Genomic DNA, 16,049 nt, shown 5'->3' with positions numbered 1-16,049 from the left:
GGTGCCGGACCTTTCCGGTCCCGTATTTCCGCAACGGCCGATGTCCGAAATCGAGGCGCAAGACATGTCGAAAGTCACCGTAGAGAGCGAAATGGCGGGGTCGATCTGGAAGATCCTGGTTCAGGTCGGAAGCGACGTCCAGGAAGGTGACACGCTGATAATCATCGAAGCGATGAAGATGGAAATCCCGGTCATAGCGTCGGACTCCGGGCGCGTGACCGAGATACTGGTCAAGGAGGGCGATCAGGTCAGCGACGGCGACCCGGTCGTTCGGCTGGATGCCTGACATGCGCAAGCTCCTTGTCGCAAATCGTGGGGAGATCGCCTGTCGCATTATGAGGAGCGCGCGCGCGCTCGGCTGGAAGACCGTCGCGGTCTGCTCCGACGCCGATGCCAGCGCCCTTCATACGCAGATGGCGGACGAGGCCATCAACATTGGCGAATCCCCCGCCTCGAAAAGCTACCTTCGAATGGACAAGCTGCTGGATGCAGCCATGAAAACCGGCGCCAGTGCCGTACATCCCGGCTATGGTTTCCTGTCAGAGAGCGCACAATTCGCGTCAGCAGTCATCGAAGCCGGACTACTGTGGGTCGGGCCGTCGCCAAAGACGATCCGCCTGATGGGAGACAAGCAGTCTGCGCGCGAGGCGGCGATGCGAGCCGGCGTGCCTGTGGTGCCCGGCAGTCGGCGTTTCCTCTCCGGCGAGCTGGACGGGCTCGAAGCAGCCGGCAGTGAAGTCGCCTTTCCGCTGCTCATCAAGGCGTCGGCGGGGGGCGGCGGTATCGGCATGCGCAAAGTTGACCGCGCAGAGCAGCTCTCCGGTCAGGCGGTCATGGTGCAGGAGGCGGCACAGAACAGTTTTGGGGACGGAGCGATCTATCTCGAGCGGCACGTTTCGCCGGCCCGCCATGTCGAGGTCCAGGTTTTCGGTTTCGGCAACGGTTCGGCGATCCATCTCTTCGAGCGCGACTGTTCGCTGCAGCGCCGCTTCCAGAAGGTGATCGAGGAGACCCCGGCGCCGGGCCTGCCGACTGAAACGCTGACGGTGATGTACGACGCAGCGCTGAAGCTGTGCGCCGAAACCGACTATGCCGGAGCCGGAACCGTCGAGTTCATCGTCGACGCCGAGACGATGCAATTCTATTTCCTCGAGATGAACACGCGGATACAGGTCGAACATCCGGTTACCGAGATGGTGACCGGCCTCGATCTCGTCGCCATGCAGCTACAGCTGGCCGAACTGGGTGGCAAGATGCCCGCGGTCGCGCCACAATCCACCGGAGCGGCGATGGAGTGCCGGCTCTATGCCGAGAACCCGGCCAAGCGGTTCTTTCCTTCGCCCGGCCGGCTCGACGTCTTCCGCCTGCCCGCCAATATCGATCACGTGCGCGTCGACACCGCCTATCGCGAGGGCGACGAGGTGACCCCCTTCTACGATCCGATGATCGCGAAAATCGTGGCGCATGGGGCTGATCGCGCCGCCGCCATTAGCCGGATGGTGTACGCGCTGGAATCGTTGCAGGTCGAGGGCATCGTCACGAACCGCGATTTCCTGCTGGCATGTCTGAGACATGGGGAATTTCAGGCGGGCAACGTCTACACCCGATTCATCGACGATCTGCATGGCGATCTCGTGCGGACATCGTGACGCCGCAGCCACGAGATCGGGGATGCACGGCAATGGTGAAAGCCGCTGCCGAAGATACTGCGCAATAGGATAGCACTTCATGACTGGCACGACGGCAACAGGATCGAGGTTCGCCCAACGGATCGCGATCGACATTGGCGGGACCTTTACGGATCTCGCGCTCATCGACGGTGAGGGCGTCGTCGTGACGCACAAGCGGTTGACCACGCCGCGCAATCCGGTTGAAGGCTTCGTCAGCGGTGTGTCCGAACTGCTCGAGCTCGCCGGCATATCGCCCGACCTCGTTCACGAGATCCGCCATGCGACGACGCTCGGGTCGAACGTCGTGATCGAGCGGCTGGGCGCCCCGGTCGCGTTCCTCACGACGAAGGGCTTTGGCGATGTACTGCAGATCCAGAAAGCCGTCCGCTACAGCATCTACGACACGCGCATGAGAAAGCCGGAGCCGCTGGTGCCGCGCTCGCGCGTCTGGGAAGTCAACGAGCGCGTCATGGCTTCGGGCGAGGTCCTGCGGCCGCTGGATGCTAAGGAGGCGCGCCGGATCGTTTCCGAGATACGGGCATCGGGGGCGCGTGCGGTGGCGGTCGGTTTCCTGCACTCCTACGCGAATCCGCTTCACGAAGAGCAGATGAAGGAGTTGTTCGCGCAGGAAGCGCCGGAGATCTACGTCACCCTGTCCAGCGAAGTTTCGCAGCTGGCCAAGGAATATGCACGGTTCAACACCGCGGTGACGAATGCCTATCTCACGCCCATCTTCCGCGACTATCTCTCCAGGCTGGGCGCCGCGCTCCAGGAGCGCTCCATCGAGGCGCCGCTGTGGATCATGCAGTCGAGCGGGGGGCTGACGTCCAGTGAGCGGGCCGCTGCGCTGCCCGTCCGCAGCGTCGAGTCCGGACCTACGGCCGGCGTCACCATGGCTGCACGCCGCAGCAGCATGTCCGGTTTCGAGAACGTCATCTCGTTCGACATGGGCGGAACCACGGCAAAGGCGTCGATCGTCACCAATGGGCGTCCGACGATCAGCCGCAGCTTCGAGATCGACAGGCTCGAGATGCGCGACGGCAGCGGGCTGCCGCTCGATACGCTCGCTGTCGACCTGATCGAGATCGGTTCCGGTGGCGGCAGCATCGCACAGTTGCTCGCCGGCGCCCTGCAGGTAGGGCCGCGCAGTGCCGCCTCTGAACCCGGGCCGGTCTGCTATGCGCGCGGCGGAACGGAGCCGACCGTCACGGATGCCGCGCTCGTCCTGGGCTATCTCGACCCGGCGTCCTTTGCGGGCGGCGCGATACGGCTCGATCGTGACGGTGCGGTCAAGGCTCTCGCCCGATTGGGCGAGCCGCTGGGACTTGACGCTTTGCAAACAGCTTGGGGCGTCCACCAGCTCGTCTGCTTGAACATGGAACGGGCGACCCGCCTCATTTCGATCGACAAGGGTCTGGATCCCCGCGACTACGCGATGATCTGCTTCGGGGGCGCGGGACCGGTTCATGCGGCCCGTCTCGCACGCGGGCTCGGAGTGAAGAACATGATCGTGCCCGCCGGCGCCGGTGTCGGATCGGCGCTCGGGTTGCTTTCCTCGGTCGAGAAGACCGAGCTCGCCCGGACGAGGAAGATCCTGCTCGATGGCGGTTGCGTCGAAAAGGTTGCTCGCCAGATATTCGAAGAGTTGCGCCGCCAGGCCGCTGCGATGATGGGCTGCGAGCCGGATGATCCGCGGCTGAGCGCCCACCACTTCGTCGGCCTGCGCTACAGCGGCCAGGGTTACGAACTGGAGGTCGAACTGCCGTCTGTCTGGGACGAAGGGCTCGGCGCGAAACTACGCGATGCCTTCGCCAGGCTCTACAGCAACGTCTACGGCTATGCCGAGGATCTTCCGCTCGAGGCGACGACCTGGCGGATCGCGTTGGAGAGCGTCGGTCAGGATATCGAAGAACGGCTCAGCGTCGAGCGGAGTGAAGGCGGCCGGGCGCTGAAGGGGCGCCGCACGGCGTATTTTGGAGAAACCGGCGAGACCCAGATCAACGTCTATGATCGCCATGCCATGAGCGGCGACGACCGTGCCATCGGCCCATGCGTCATAGAGGAGCGCGATACGACCACGGTGCTTCTGCCCGGGGATATCGGACGCATCGATGAGCGTGGTGCCATCATCGTCGAAATCGGAAAGGCCGCACAATGAGCGAGATCGACTCCCTGACGGTTTCGGTGATCTGGGGACGGCTGGTCTCCATCGCCGAGGAGATGGGCGTAACGGTTCGGCGCACTGCCTACTCTGAAGCCGTCCGCGAGGGTGGCGACTTTTCCGTAGCCGTCTTCGACGCCGAAGGGCAGATGTTGAGCCAGGCAGACCTCAGCCCCGGCCATCTCGGGGCGATGCCCTTTGCCATCGGGAACATGCTCAAGAGCTATCCCCGGGAGACGCTGAAATCCGGCGACATCATCATCATGAACGATCTCTACATGGGATCGGGTCACCTGCCGGACTTCTACTGCATGAGCCCGGTGTTCCTGCAGAGCCAAATCGTCGGCTTCGTCGTCGCATCAGCCCACATGGTCGACGTAGGCGGCATCAAGGCCGGCAGCCAGGCGGTCGAGGGGGTAACCGAGCGTTTTCAGGAAGGCATCTGTTTCCCGCCAGTCAAATTCTACAACGCGGGCGTGCCGGTTCCGGAAATCACGCGTATCATCGAAGCCAATGTGCGCGTGCCGTCGAAGGTGATCGGCGACCTGAAGGCGCTTCGCAATGCGCTCCATGCCGGTGGCCGGGCGCTCTCGTCGCTTTTCGCGACATATGGCGTGGAACGACTGACTGCCGCGGCCAGGCGAATTCTCGACCAGTCCGAAAGGGCGGTACGCGAGTCTCTCAGCGAGATCCCGGACGGCGACTACAGCTACGAGGACTGGCTCGACGACGTCGGCCCCGGGACGAGACCGGTAAAGCTCGCGGTTACAGTCAGGGTCCGAGGCTCGGAGATCATATTCGATTTCTCCGATTCCGATCCCCAGACCGCATCGGCGATCAATAGCCCGATCAACTTCACGCGGGCCTATTGCTACTGGGCGACGAAAGCCATCACCACGCGCAACGATATCCCCCAGAACCATGGCCAGCTGCGCCCGGTCACCCTCGTCGTGCCGGACAGCAATTTCTTCAATCCGTCGCCTCCGGCGGCAGCCGGGGGCCGAGCCATGCTCAACCAGCGTATCCCCGAGCTGATCTTCGGCGCGCTCGCGCAGATCGTCCCTGAGAGGATCACTGCCGGCAGTGGACAATGGGCGAATCCGATCATCAACGGCATCGACCCCCGCAACGGTCAGAGGTTCGTGTTCTACGACTATCTGGTCGGTGGGGTCGGCGCCCGCTCCGGCGCTGACGGCACAAGCGCACTGTCACCGGTGTTCTCGCTGGAGAATATCCCGGTCGAAATGCAGGAGGCAGCCTGTCCGATCCTCGTGGAAGCTTTCGGCTTCCTGCGCGACAGTGGTGGCGCCGGTGAGTACCGAGGCGGACTGAGCCTTTACAAAGAGGTCCGAATTCTGGCGGAGCACGCGGAGGTTTCGAACCTCAGCGACCGACATAGCCATGGCTCCTACGGTCTCGAGGGCGGGCTTGACGGACCGGTCGGCCGGAGCGTCCTGAACCCCCATTCGGATGAGCCGGTAGTGATGCACTCGAAAGGTGTCTACGCCCTCAAAAAGGGCGATGTCCTCCGCTATGAATGCTCGGGCAGCGGCGGCTTCGGCGATCCGAAGCAGCGGCGGCGAGAGGCCGTCGAGGACGATCTGCGCGAAGGCAGAATATCAAGCGAAGCCGCTGCGACCATCTACGGCCTAGAGAGTCCGTGACGCCGGCCATGCCCGGCTTCGCATCCTATCACCGATATGATAGGGACTTCCCGTTACGGGTCGGACCCTATCCCGTGATCCGGGAGGAGAGCTGTTGAGCGGAGCCACGAAGACGTCTGAAGCAAAGCGTCTGCCGACGCAGAAGCCCGACCCCATAGCAACCAGCGATATCGTATCGGAGCTTCAGGGGCTGGGCTTCTCGGACTATGAGGCGAGAAGTTATCTCGGACTTCTGACCTCATCTCCCGCGACAGCCTACGACGTGAGCAAGACGATGGGGATCCCGCGCGCCAATGTGTACGGTGCGCTGGAGAACCTCATGAAGAAAGGCGCCGTTCAGCCGGTCGGCGAGCGACCCGCCCGATTTGTTCCGGTGCCACCCGCCGAGCTGCTCGGGAGCATCGTGAAGAAGACCTCCAATCGCTGTGAACGCCTCGCAACACTTCTGGAGAAAGTCGAGACGGAACAACAGCAGGAAGTCGTCTGGACCATCAAGGGCGAAGACCTCGTAAACATCCGCATCGGCGACATGCTGGATCGCGCGCAGAAGCATATCTGGATCAAGGCGGCGGACCATATTCTGGAGGCTCATCGCGACCGGCTGAAGGCGGCCCACGATCGCGGCGTTCGCATCGTGATCATCCTGTTCGGCACTGATGTCGAGCGATTCAGCTTCGGCAATGGCGCGCGGGTCTATCTGCATGAAGGGAACGGTATCCGGATAGGATCCGCCGACAACATCTTCACGCTGACGATAGATTACACCGAGGCGATAACGGCCCGGATGAAGGACGACTATCTGGGCGCCCATACCCGCAGCGAACCTGTCGTGACGATGGCGGAAACAATCATACGCCACGACATCTATCTCGCCGAGATCTACAGTCGATTTGGCAAGGAGATCGAGGGCGCCTTCGGTCCTTATCTCGTCCAGATTCGCGAATCGCTGTTCTCAGGACCGCAGGCCGCACAGATGCGCGAAAGACTTCGCGATCTTGGGTTGCTAGGCAAGGAAACCAAGGTCCGGGCCAAGGCTCGCTGAGCTTCTTTCCTGATTCCATTTGTTCCAAGTCCGGGACTGCCTGCCCAAGGTGGCAGCGTGAGAGTTCGCGCGTGCAGCGAGGTCACCAGGAGCGACTGGTAATAGAAGTAGTTGCGGAAGCAGCTACATAATGATATCCACCTTTTGCTCGGCTTGAAGCGGATGTCGGAGGGTGCAGTGTCATCGATCGGTGAGACCTATGAGGCGCGGAGCTTCTTCGCTGCGGAATGGACCGCCAAGACGGACAGGCGGGCACTGCGCGAACCTTTCGAAAATGCCGTGGTGTCCCAGGTGCACGATTGCGGCGCTGAGGATCTGGACCGCGCCCTGGACGGGGTTGTTGCCGGAGCCGCGCGCGTGGCTGCGATGCCCGCGATGGAACGTTCCGCCATTCTCCACCGGGCGGCCGTGCTGCTGAAGGAGCGTGCGGAGCTCATTTCGATGGCGCTGACCCGCGAGACGGGAAAGACCATTCGTGATAGCCGCCAGGAGCTTGCGCGCGCTACCGACGTATTTCGGTTCTGCGCGGAAGAAGCAATCCGCATCGAGGGTCGGCACCTGCCGATCGCCGGCAGCCCGGCCGGCAGCGACAAGGTGGCGTTTGGCCTTCGCTATCCGGTAGGTGTCGTCGCCGGCATCGTTCCGTTCAACGCGCCCGTCAACCTGGCCTGCCACAAGATCGGACCCGCCTTCGCGGCCGGTAATTCTATCGTCGTCAAGGCGCCGCCGCAGGCGGCCTATACCCTCTCGCTGGTGGTCGAGGCGTGTCTCGATGCGGGGCTTCCGGCGGACGCGATCGCGCTTCTCCATGGCGACGGGGCGCTGGGCGCCGCGCTCGTGCGTGACCACCGCGTCGACTTTCTTTCATTCACTGGCTCGTCGCGGGCGGGTCTCGCGATCAAGGCTGCAGCCGGAATGCGCGGGACCATCCTCGAATTGGGCGGCGTGGGGCCTACGATCGTCCATGAGGATGCCGACGTCCAATTGGTTGCTGCCCTGTGTGCGAACTCCGGATTCAGGCTCGCAGGACAAAGCTGCGCCTCGCTGCAAAACCTCTTCGTCCACAAGGATGCGCTCGACGCTTTCACCGGTCTCTTCCTTGAAAAGGTGCGGGCGCTGACTTCGGGCGATCCGCGAGATACGGCGACGGACGTCGGCCCGGTCATCGACGAAGCCGCCGCAAGCCGGATCGAATCCTGGCTGGCGGAGGCGAAGGCCGGCGGCGCGAAGATCCTTTTGGGGGGAGGGCGGCGCGGCAACGTCATAGAACCTACGGTCGTTACCGCCACAACACCCGAGATGAAGGTGGTTTGTGACGAGGTTTTCGGTCCGGTCGTGGTGATCAGGCCTTATGAAGACATCGGCTCGGTGTTCCAGTGGATCAGGGATACCGGCCTCGGGCTGAACTGCGGGATATTCACGGGGCGCCACGATGTTGCGTTCCGCGCCGTGCGCGAAGTGCCGTGCGCCGCCATCATCGTGAACGGCACGTCCACTTTCCGTCCTGACCAGATTCCCTACGGCGGGCTGCGCAACAGCGGGTACGGGCGCGAGAGCCCGCGCGACACCATAATGGCAATGACCCAGGAACGGATCCTTGTATTTCCGGATGCTCGATAGTTCGACAAATCACCAGTGAACGCGGGTGGGACCCCAGCGGTCACCCAAATGGCCGCTCCGAGCCTGGGCTGAAACGGAGCGCGTAGAGGAATTCTTGATATGCTGAACTCGGCTCAGATTGTGCATGCACCCGAAGCCTCTGGCTGGCATTTCTTTTCGGCTGGGACAACAGTCTGGAATTCGGCCTCATCCCATTCATTCCCGCCGAGCTCTTCAAGATGATGCTGGCGCCGGCAGTCGCGAGGCTGTTGAGCGCCGGGAAGGGCTGATGCTCGGTCGCGCGTAGCCGGCCACATCAGGCTGCGACCGCGCGGTATTGCTCCGTGGTGCGCGAGTACGAGACACGCTCGATCTGCGGGGCTCGCTCGGCCATTGGATGCTGACGAAAGTTTAACGCAAGACGTCCCTAAGACAGGCAGGTAAGTGAGTACGCAGACACCTTCGCCAAATGCAGCATTCCACACTCGAATTGAGCATTTTCTGCCCGGCGTCACTCTTGTCCTCATTGTGACCGCCGCCGCCTATGGCTTGCGACAGGTGCCCGGGTTCTCGGCGCTGAGCCCGATGTTCTCGGCCATTTTGATCGGAATGGCTTTTGCCAACTTCACGACGGTTCCGAGCCCGGCGTTGCCGGGGATCGCACTGCTCAGCAAGAGACTGCTCCGGGTCGCCGTGGCGCTGTTGGGCCTGCAGCTGACATTGACGCAGGTCATGGATGTCGGAACTACAGGTGTCGTACTTATCGCCCTGGTCGTGGCTGCGACCTATGGATTCACCGTCGCGGCAGCGAGGTTGCTCGGTGTGAACCCTCGTTTGGGCCGACTGCTGGCCGCTGGAACGTCGATCTGCGGTGCATCCGCGATCGCGGCGACAAACGCGATCGAACATGCAACCGACGAGGAAGTCTCCTACGCAATCGCCTGCGTCACGCTGTTCGGGACACTCGCGATCGTTTGCTACCCTGTAGTTGCGTCGCTCCTCGACCTGACCGCCACGTCCTTCGGATTCTGGACAGGCCTGTCGGTTCACGAGGTCGCTCAGGTCGTCGCCACCGCCTATCAGTATGGTGACGAGGCCGGCGCATTTGCGGTCATCGTGAAGCTGACCCGTGTTTTGCTACTGGCGCCGCTCCTTGTCGTTGTCGCATCGATGGCGGTGCGGAGACGCTCGGCAGCCGACACGCCGATCAACGCAAGTCAGATGCTTCCGCTGTTTGTCGCGGCTTTCATATTGTTGATGTTGGCGAATACCGCGGGAATCGTGCCGCAAGGCGCCCGGGATTCGCTGGTGTCGATCACGCCGGTGATACTGACCTGCGCTCTCGGTGCCCTGGGGCTGGGTACACGGTTCGGCGCGATCCGGGAGCAGGGCCTGCGGCCGCTGCTGCTTGCCGCGCTGTCGTCGCTTTTCATTTCACTCGTGGCGGTCCTGGCGATGGCCATCTGGGTGGCGGCACCCACGTATCCATAGCGGCATGCTCTCGCGAAGTAAGACCAGACAGGTGCCGGACTGAGTGGTGAACCGAGCAGTCCTCGGCTAACCGGTCTCTGCGATTTCGACCTGTGATCTGAACAGGCGGACCGGTCGTGACGGCCGGCCCGCCAGAGCCGACGCCGGGGAGGGGCACCCGGGCGTCGGCCCCTTTTAAGGGCAATGGGGTGGGTTCCATGTGCAGTAGCAAGGGTGCTGGCAGGAGTGCCGGGTCGCAGCGGCGGACGGCAAAGGATCTGACGCGCGGTTTCCGAAGCATCATTGTCTTTCTGTTTTCGATCTCCGGCGTCATCAACGTGCTCGCGCTGACCGGCTCGATCTATATGCTGCAGATCTACGACCGGGCGCTGACCAGCGGCAGCGTGCCGACATTGTTGGCCCGGTCGCTGCTGGCGATCGGGCTTTATCTCTTCCAGGCAAAGTAGCTGTTCTTCCAGCACGCGGCCGCTCTACCGGACAACTGGCATCTGAGTGCGGCGAAAAGCAGATCCTGATGCTCGCGAGAAGAACAGGGACCACCCTGCCCATTTCGAGGCATTGACAAAATAAAATCGTTCGGATCAGATACTGATCGATCGATCAGACAGGGAGCTTTTCGATTAGAAGCAAATGGAGGAGTTGATGTCTCCTCAAGCCCTTGGGAGGTTCAAATGCTCAACGACGTCTTCGTCCTTGACGCAATCGCGCACGCGTACAATTTCAGAGAAAGCAATCGCATCGGGCAGCCTTACGCCGACGGGATCGCGACGGGTGTCTATCAGATGCATACGCAGTATGCGCCTCCTGGCCGGCCCGACCTGGTGCTCGATCAGCGAACCTTCGACAATGACATCTGTGATCCCGATCTGACGGGCGACGTGATTTTCGGCGAGAGCCACACGGACGCCACGATCTATCACGAGCTGCCGCTCTACGGCTATTTCAAGGACGGCGGGTCGCCGCTCTGGGTGGGCGAGAAGATGCGCGAGCGGTGGCCCGGGCGAGTATTCCTCTATGGCGGGGTGTCTCCACATCAGCCCAACGCCCTGGATCGCGTCGACGAACTGGTCGAAAAGCATAAGGTTTCCGGGATCAAGCTGTATCCGCATGACATGATCTCGGGCGAACTGCGCAGCTATACGATCGATGACGAGAAGCTGCTCTATCCGATCTTCGAGAAGGTGCGGAAGCACGGCCTTCGGACGGTTGCGATCCACAAGGCCATCGTCATGGGTCCGGTGCCGATCGAACCGTATTTCCCATTTGAAGTAGGCGCTGCTGCGCGCGCCTTCCCGGACCTGAATTTTGAGATTGTCCATGGCGGTTGGGCGTTCATGGAAGAGACAGTGGCCCAGATGCAGTGGCATCCGAATATCACTGTAAGCACCGAAGGAACCACCGCACTACTGGCCAGGTCCCCGCGCAAGTTCCTGGAGATCGTCGGCACCCTGATGATGAACGGCTTCGGAGACCGCATCCTCTGGGCCATGGGCGGGCTTGTCGGCCACTCCCGTTGGTATGAAGAGGCGTTCTGGAAGATCGAGATGCCGCGGGATCTCGTGGAGGGATACGGTTTTCCTGAGCTGACGGAAGAAGCAAAGCGCAACATTCTCGGCTTGAACGCCGCGCGACTTCTGGGTCTCAGCGACAATCAGATCAATAAGACCATGTCTTCTGGCGAGTACGCCAAGCCACGTCGTCTCATGGAGCCGTACTCGACCCTGAAGCGCGCTGCCGCCTGAGCCCGGGAGAATGACGATGACAGCCAATCAACTGCATGAAAACGTAATGCAGACGCTCGAAGCCATCATCGATCCTTGCAGCATTGCCTCCGGGGCCCCGGGAGGATTGGTTTCCATGGGTCTCGTGGGCGACGTTTCGATCAGGGAAGCCGCCAATGGCGCTGAAGTGGACGTCGTCCTCTTCGTGACAGAGCCAGGCTGCATGATGTCGGCCTTCTTCCAGATAACGGCCAAGCAAAAGCTGGAGGACCTCTCCGGGATCGGAAGCGCCAACGTTTCGATCGACTACGGCCACATCTGGGATCCGCAGCAGATGACGAAGGAGTACCGGGACAAGCTGACTGCATATCGGGCATGTCAGACGGCGCACATGAAAGAACTGCGTCAACAAAAAACAGCATAAAAGGGGAAGTATGAAATGAAAAAGAACGTTTATTCGTTGGGTCTTTCAGTCGCTCTTTTGAGCTTTACCGCAACCTTCTACTCAGCCAGTGCGCAAACGGCAGCCCCCGAGACATTCGCGAAATCGGTCGTCGACGCTGCACGGCAGAGCAAGATGTCGCGTGCCCCCCTCGACGAGGGTGGTGTGGTTTGGACAGGCCCGGAAAGCTCGCCCAAGCCAATTGAAAAAGCGTCGGTAGCGGTGATGCCTTGTCCGCTTTCGCTCGGCGTATGTCAGTACCTGTTCGAGTCCGCGAAGGAAGCGGCTGAGGCCATCGGCTGGGAGGCCTTCCCGATCGACAACAAGGGCGATCCGGCCGTCGCGCAGCGTGCGGTGGACGCCGCGATCAATCGCGGCGTCAGTTGTGTGCTCACGCTTGCATCTCCGGCGCGTGACATCCGTGCACAGATTCAGCGCGGCAAAGAACGCGGCGTTGCATTCGTGACCGGCTTTTCGGACGATCCAAAGGAGTTCGGAGGTGACATCGGCTACGGGCTCGACTACCCCGCAGCCGGGGAATTGTTGGGCGCATATGTCATCGCCAACGGCGGGGGCGGCGTCGTGATCTTCGACTCGCCCCAGCTTCCCCAGCTTTCCGTTCGTCTGGCCGGTTTCAAGAACTACCTTGAGAAGCATGGTGGCGGGCTGGCCACGATCGTCCACGAAGAGGACTACTCGCTTGCAGCCGGTGCGCCAGGCCAGATCACCAAGATGCAAGCCATCCTGACAAAGTACCCCAAGGACAGCTTCAAGTGGATCGTCGGTCCCTTTGACGACGCGTTGGTTCCGCTCCTGCAGACTGCTGCGCAACGTGACCGCACCGAGATCAAGGGACTGGCTTTCGATGGAGAGCCGATTGCCTATGACTCGATCCGTAGCGGAGGATCCCAAGCTGCAACCATCAGCTGGGGCCTGGAATGGGTGGCATGGGCCGGCATCGATGAGTGCAATCGCGCGCTAAACAAAGCTGAACTCGGTGTGAACAAGGATTTTCCGATCCAGTTGACAGACTCCACCAACGTTCCGCCCGCCGGTAAGGGCTATGACATTGGTTTCGACTTCAAGTCGAAATACAAGGAGATCTGGTCCGCAGCGAAGTAATGCCTCTCAATTGCTGCCGTGGCGCAGCTGCGCCACGGCAGCAATAACCGGTAAGCCTCGCGGTCTTAAAAGAGCGAACCAGCGCCATGCGTGCAAATGAACTTGGAGAGCGATCAGTCGCTCCTGGCGGCGTGGTCGACGAGGGAGCGATTCTCGCCTTCCGGAACATCGTGAAGACCTTCGGGCCCACTGTCGCAGTGAACGATGTCAGCTTTTCGCTGCAACCAGGGGAGATCCATGCGCTCGTCGGGGAAAATGGGGCCGGCAAGTCCACGTTGATCCGTATACTTGCTGGAGACCATCAACCGGATTCTGGAACGATCACACTGGATGGCGCACCGGTCAGCTTCGATCACCCCGGTGCGGCGCTGGAAAGCGGCATCGGCTTTGTTCATCAGATTCCGATGTTTGTGCCGGGTTTGAGCATTACTGAAAACCTGATGCTCGGAGTCCCGTTCCGTCGCAACGCAGTTGGCTTGATAGATTGGGCAAAAGCGCATGCCGCTGCCCGTCAAAGTCTTGAGCAAGTCGGCGTCGACGTCGATCCGAAGCGTTCTTTGAACGAGCTTGGCCCGGCCGAGCGTCAACTCGTTGCGGTTGCACGAGCGCTGCGCCGTCATCCCAGTGTGTTGGTTCTGGATGAAGTGACGGCATCACTGACTGAACTGGAAGTGCGGACGGTACATCGGCAGATCGATCGACTGCGCAGCCAAGGCATAGCGGTTCTTTACGTGAGCCATCGCCTTGAGGAGATCTTTCGTGTTGCGGATCGTGTTACAGTAATGCGCGATGGTCGGCATGTGACGACATTGCCCGTATCCGACCTGACGCACCAGCAACTCGTCAACCACATCGTGGGCACGAAACTCGGCGATTTGTTTGTGCGGCACGATCCGGCGCCGCGCATGGACGACACTGTGCCCACACTGGAAATAGATGGTCTTGGCGACGGAAAACTCATCGATCTCAATCTGAAGCTGTTCCCGGGAGAGATAGTCGGGATCGCTGGATTAGGCGGGAGCGGCCGATCACGGCTGCTCAAGATGATCTATGGCGCGGGGGCGCCACAAACTGGCGAAATCCGGCTGAACGGCACGGCATGCCACTTTCGTTCGATTGCCGACGCGCTGGCCGCGGGCGTTGGCTTCGTGACCGAAGACAGGATCGCCGACGGTTTTGTCGATACCTTGCCGATCTGGAAAAACATCACGCTTCCATGGCCCAAGCGTTTCTCCTCGCACGGCATCCTTAAGCTGCGCCAGGAACGGATGTACGCATCGCACGATGCGGCGCGGATTGGCGTGAAGATGCCGTCGGTCGACGCGATGATGACGCAACTCTCTGGCGGAAACCAGCAGAAAGCCATCTTTGCGCGCTGGATCAGCGCACCGATCCGCCTGCTTTTGCTGGACGAGCCGACCCATGGTGTCGACATCCGCTCAAAAGCGCAAATCTACGACCTGATCAGAGAACTCACCTCACAGGGGGTGGGCATTCTTCTCGTTTCATCGGAGATCGAGGAACTGGTCGGCCTTTCCGATCGAGTTTTCGTTCTTCGTGATGGGCGATTCAGATCCGTTCTTAGGGATGAGGAGATCACCAAGGACCGCATCCTCCATTCACTCCTCGACGAAGAGAGACAGGTCAGTGAACATGACAAGCACTAACGATCGTATTGATGGTAACGTTCCTGGCGGTTCTCTGGTGTCGGTCCGCAAAAGCATCGACTGGGGCTCGCTAGCTCCTGTGATATTCTTCGCCGTACTTGTATTGCTATTTGGCTTTCTCGAACCTTCCATCTTTCTAACGATCGACAATCTGGCGTCGATACTGAACAACGGAGCAGTTCTGGCTATCCTCGCCTGCGGCCTGACCGTTGTTCTGGCCGTGGGAGAGTTTGACCTCTCGATTGCCGCGGTCGCGTCATTCGCTGGCGCTCTGGCTGCGGTCACGATAGCCCAGATGGGCTGGAACGTCGCGCTCGTCCTGCCGATGATCATCGTGGTCGGGATTCTGATCGGCCTGATCAACGGCGTGCTGGTCACGCGTTATGAAATGCCAGCCCTCATCGCAACGATTGGTGTTTCGAGTCTTCTCGATGGCCTTTCGATGTGGGTAACAGGCAATTCCGTCATCTTCAGTGGCTTTACTGGGCCTTTCCTCGCTTTGGGAGACTGGCGGATCGGCAGCATACAGGCTCCCGTATTCTATCTCGTATTTATCGCGGCGATTTTGATCGTGATACTGCATTACACGGTATTGGGGCGGCACATCTACGCGACCGGGGGAAATCGCGCAGCAAGCCGCATGTCGGGTATCAGGGTCGAACGTCAGATCATAACTGCGTTCGTGATAGCGGCGGTGCTCGGTGCACTCGCGGGCGTCATCTACACAGCAAGGCAGGGCTCTCTAACTCCTCTTTTTGGAGCCAGCATGCTGCTGCCGACTTTCGCGGCCGCGTTTCTCGGTTCGGTGACGCTTGCGCGCCGTCAGTTTCACATCGTGGGCACTGTGATCGGCGTGTACCTGATCGAGACTGGGACCACTGGCCTCCTGATCCTCGGAGCGCCGGCATATACCCAGCAGCTGTTCGCCGGGGCGGTGCTCATCCTGGCAACAATCGGCGCGAGATATCGCAACGCCAAGACGAAATAGGCCGACGTTCACGAACGTCCGACGAAACCATTCAGCGGAAGGAAGGCAAATGTTTATCCCGATCGTTCCCCCCGGCTCAGCCAAGCCGATCGCGCCCTATGTGCATGGAGCTCGCGCGGACAATACCATCTATGTCTCGGGGACTTTGGCGATAGATCAGCAAGGATCCGTTGTCCATCCTGGCGATGCAGCCGGGCAGACGCGATACATCCTCGACCAGATCAAGTCGGTAGTCGAAGCTGGCGGCGGAAGCCTCTCCGATATCGCTTACAACATGATCTTCATTTCGGATGTAAAGCATTACGGCGAAATGAACCGGGTGTATGCCGAGTATTTCCCGAATCCGCCGGCCCGGTTCTGTATTGTCTCACAATTGGTGCGCGAGGAGTTTCTTATAGAGATAGCCTCTATCGCTCATGTTCAATCAACATAAGCCAGCAGACTTCCGTCAACGCGGGCGGAAATAACCCCTGTCCCTGGGG

13 protein-coding genes and 1 pseudogene are annotated in these 16,049 nt (G+C 60.8%); all 14 read left to right on the top strand.

The genetic code is table 11. The features are described from left to right. The first annotated feature begins 64 nt into the window (after positions 1–64). The 14 genes and pseudogenes from D8676_RS18630 (at position 65) to D8676_RS18565 (ending at position 16,000) form a co-directional block, all read left to right on the top strand. The gene (locus D8676_RS18630; RefSeq protein ID WP_121582637.1) at positions 65–286 is read left to right on the top strand and encodes a biotin/lipoyl-binding carrier protein; all 222 of its coding nucleotides are present in this window, start codon (positions 65–67) and stop codon (positions 284–286) included. Beyond that, positions 279–1,649, top strand: coding sequence for a biotin carboxylase N-terminal domain-containing protein (locus tag D8676_RS18625; protein WP_348629023.1), 1,371 nt, complete (start codon positions 279–281; stop codon positions 1,647–1,649). The genes D8676_RS18630 and D8676_RS18625 overlap by 8 nt, the downstream gene beginning before the upstream one ends. A gap of 79 nt (positions 1,650–1,728) precedes the next feature. Further along, on the top strand, positions 1,729–3,828 hold the full coding sequence (locus tag D8676_RS18620) for a hydantoinase/oxoprolinase family protein (RefSeq protein ID WP_121582595.1): 2,100 nt from the start codon (positions 1,729–1,731) through the stop codon (positions 3,826–3,828). Next, positions 3,825–5,495, top strand: a complete 1,671-nt coding sequence (locus D8676_RS18615; RefSeq protein WP_121582594.1) for a hydantoinase B/oxoprolinase family protein — start codon at positions 3,825–3,827, stop codon at positions 5,493–5,495. Before D8676_RS18620 ends, D8676_RS18615 begins: the two co-directional genes overlap by 4 nt. Positions 5,496–5,589: 94 nt before the next feature. Continuing rightward, positions 5,590–6,537 carry a TrmB family transcriptional regulator gene (locus tag D8676_RS18610; RefSeq protein WP_121582593.1) on the top strand — a complete coding sequence of 316 codons (948 nt, stop codon included), beginning with the start codon at positions 5,590–5,592 and terminating at the stop codon, positions 6,535–6,537. A 177-nt stretch (positions 6,538–6,714) separates the two neighbouring features. After that, on the top strand, positions 6,715–8,157 hold the full coding sequence (locus tag D8676_RS18605; protein WP_183097154.1) for an aldehyde dehydrogenase family protein: 1,443 nt from the start codon (positions 6,715–6,717) through the stop codon (positions 8,155–8,157). 423 nt (positions 8,158–8,580) lie between these two features. Next, complete coding sequence (locus D8676_RS18600) at positions 8,581–9,627, top strand: putative sulfate exporter family transporter (protein WP_121582591.1); 1,047 nt, start codon at positions 8,581–8,583, stop codon at positions 9,625–9,627. A gap of 197 nt (positions 9,628–9,824) precedes the next feature. Beyond that, positions 9,825–10,064 (top strand): annotated as a pseudogene (locus tag D8676_RS18595) (hypothetical protein); the annotation flags it as partial. A 234-nt stretch (positions 10,065–10,298) separates the two neighbouring features. Then, positions 10,299–11,369: an amidohydrolase family protein gene (locus D8676_RS18590; RefSeq protein WP_121582590.1), complete on the top strand. Its 1,071-nt coding sequence runs from the start codon at positions 10,299–10,301 to the stop codon at positions 11,367–11,369. Between the two features lie 16 nt (positions 11,370–11,385). After that, the gene (locus D8676_RS18585; protein ID WP_183097153.1) at positions 11,386–11,772 is read left to right on the top strand and encodes an iron-sulfur cluster assembly protein; all 387 of its coding nucleotides are present in this window, start codon (positions 11,386–11,388) and stop codon (positions 11,770–11,772) included. 15 nt (positions 11,773–11,787) lie between these two features. Beyond that, complete coding sequence (locus D8676_RS18580) at positions 11,788–12,912, top strand: substrate-binding domain-containing protein (protein ID WP_121582588.1); 1,125 nt, start codon at positions 11,788–11,790, stop codon at positions 12,910–12,912. Positions 12,913–12,998: 86 nt separating this feature from the next. Next, complete coding sequence (locus D8676_RS18575; RefSeq protein WP_121582587.1) at positions 12,999–14,579, top strand: sugar ABC transporter ATP-binding protein; 1,581 nt, start codon at positions 12,999–13,001, stop codon at positions 14,577–14,579. Further along, a complete protein-coding gene (locus D8676_RS18570) occupies positions 14,566–15,567 on the top strand; it encodes an ABC transporter permease (protein ID WP_183097152.1) in 1,002 nt (333 codons plus the stop codon). The genes D8676_RS18575 and D8676_RS18570 overlap by 14 nt, the downstream gene beginning before the upstream one ends. 49 nt (positions 15,568–15,616) lie before the next feature. Further along, on the top strand, positions 15,617–16,000 hold the full coding sequence (locus tag D8676_RS18565) for a RidA family protein (RefSeq protein ID WP_121582585.1): 384 nt from the start codon (positions 15,617–15,619) through the stop codon (positions 15,998–16,000). Positions 16,001–16,049 lie beyond the last annotated feature (49 nt).

Origin of the sequence: Mesorhizobium sp. YM1C-6-2 (assembly GCF_003666685.1) — a bacterium.
Classification (GTDB): domain Bacteria; phylum Pseudomonadota; class Alphaproteobacteria; order Rhizobiales; family Rhizobiaceae; genus Mesorhizobium_K.
The sequence above is the reverse complement of the archived record's forward strand: the minus strand, read 5'-3'. Positions and strand labels throughout refer to the sequence as shown.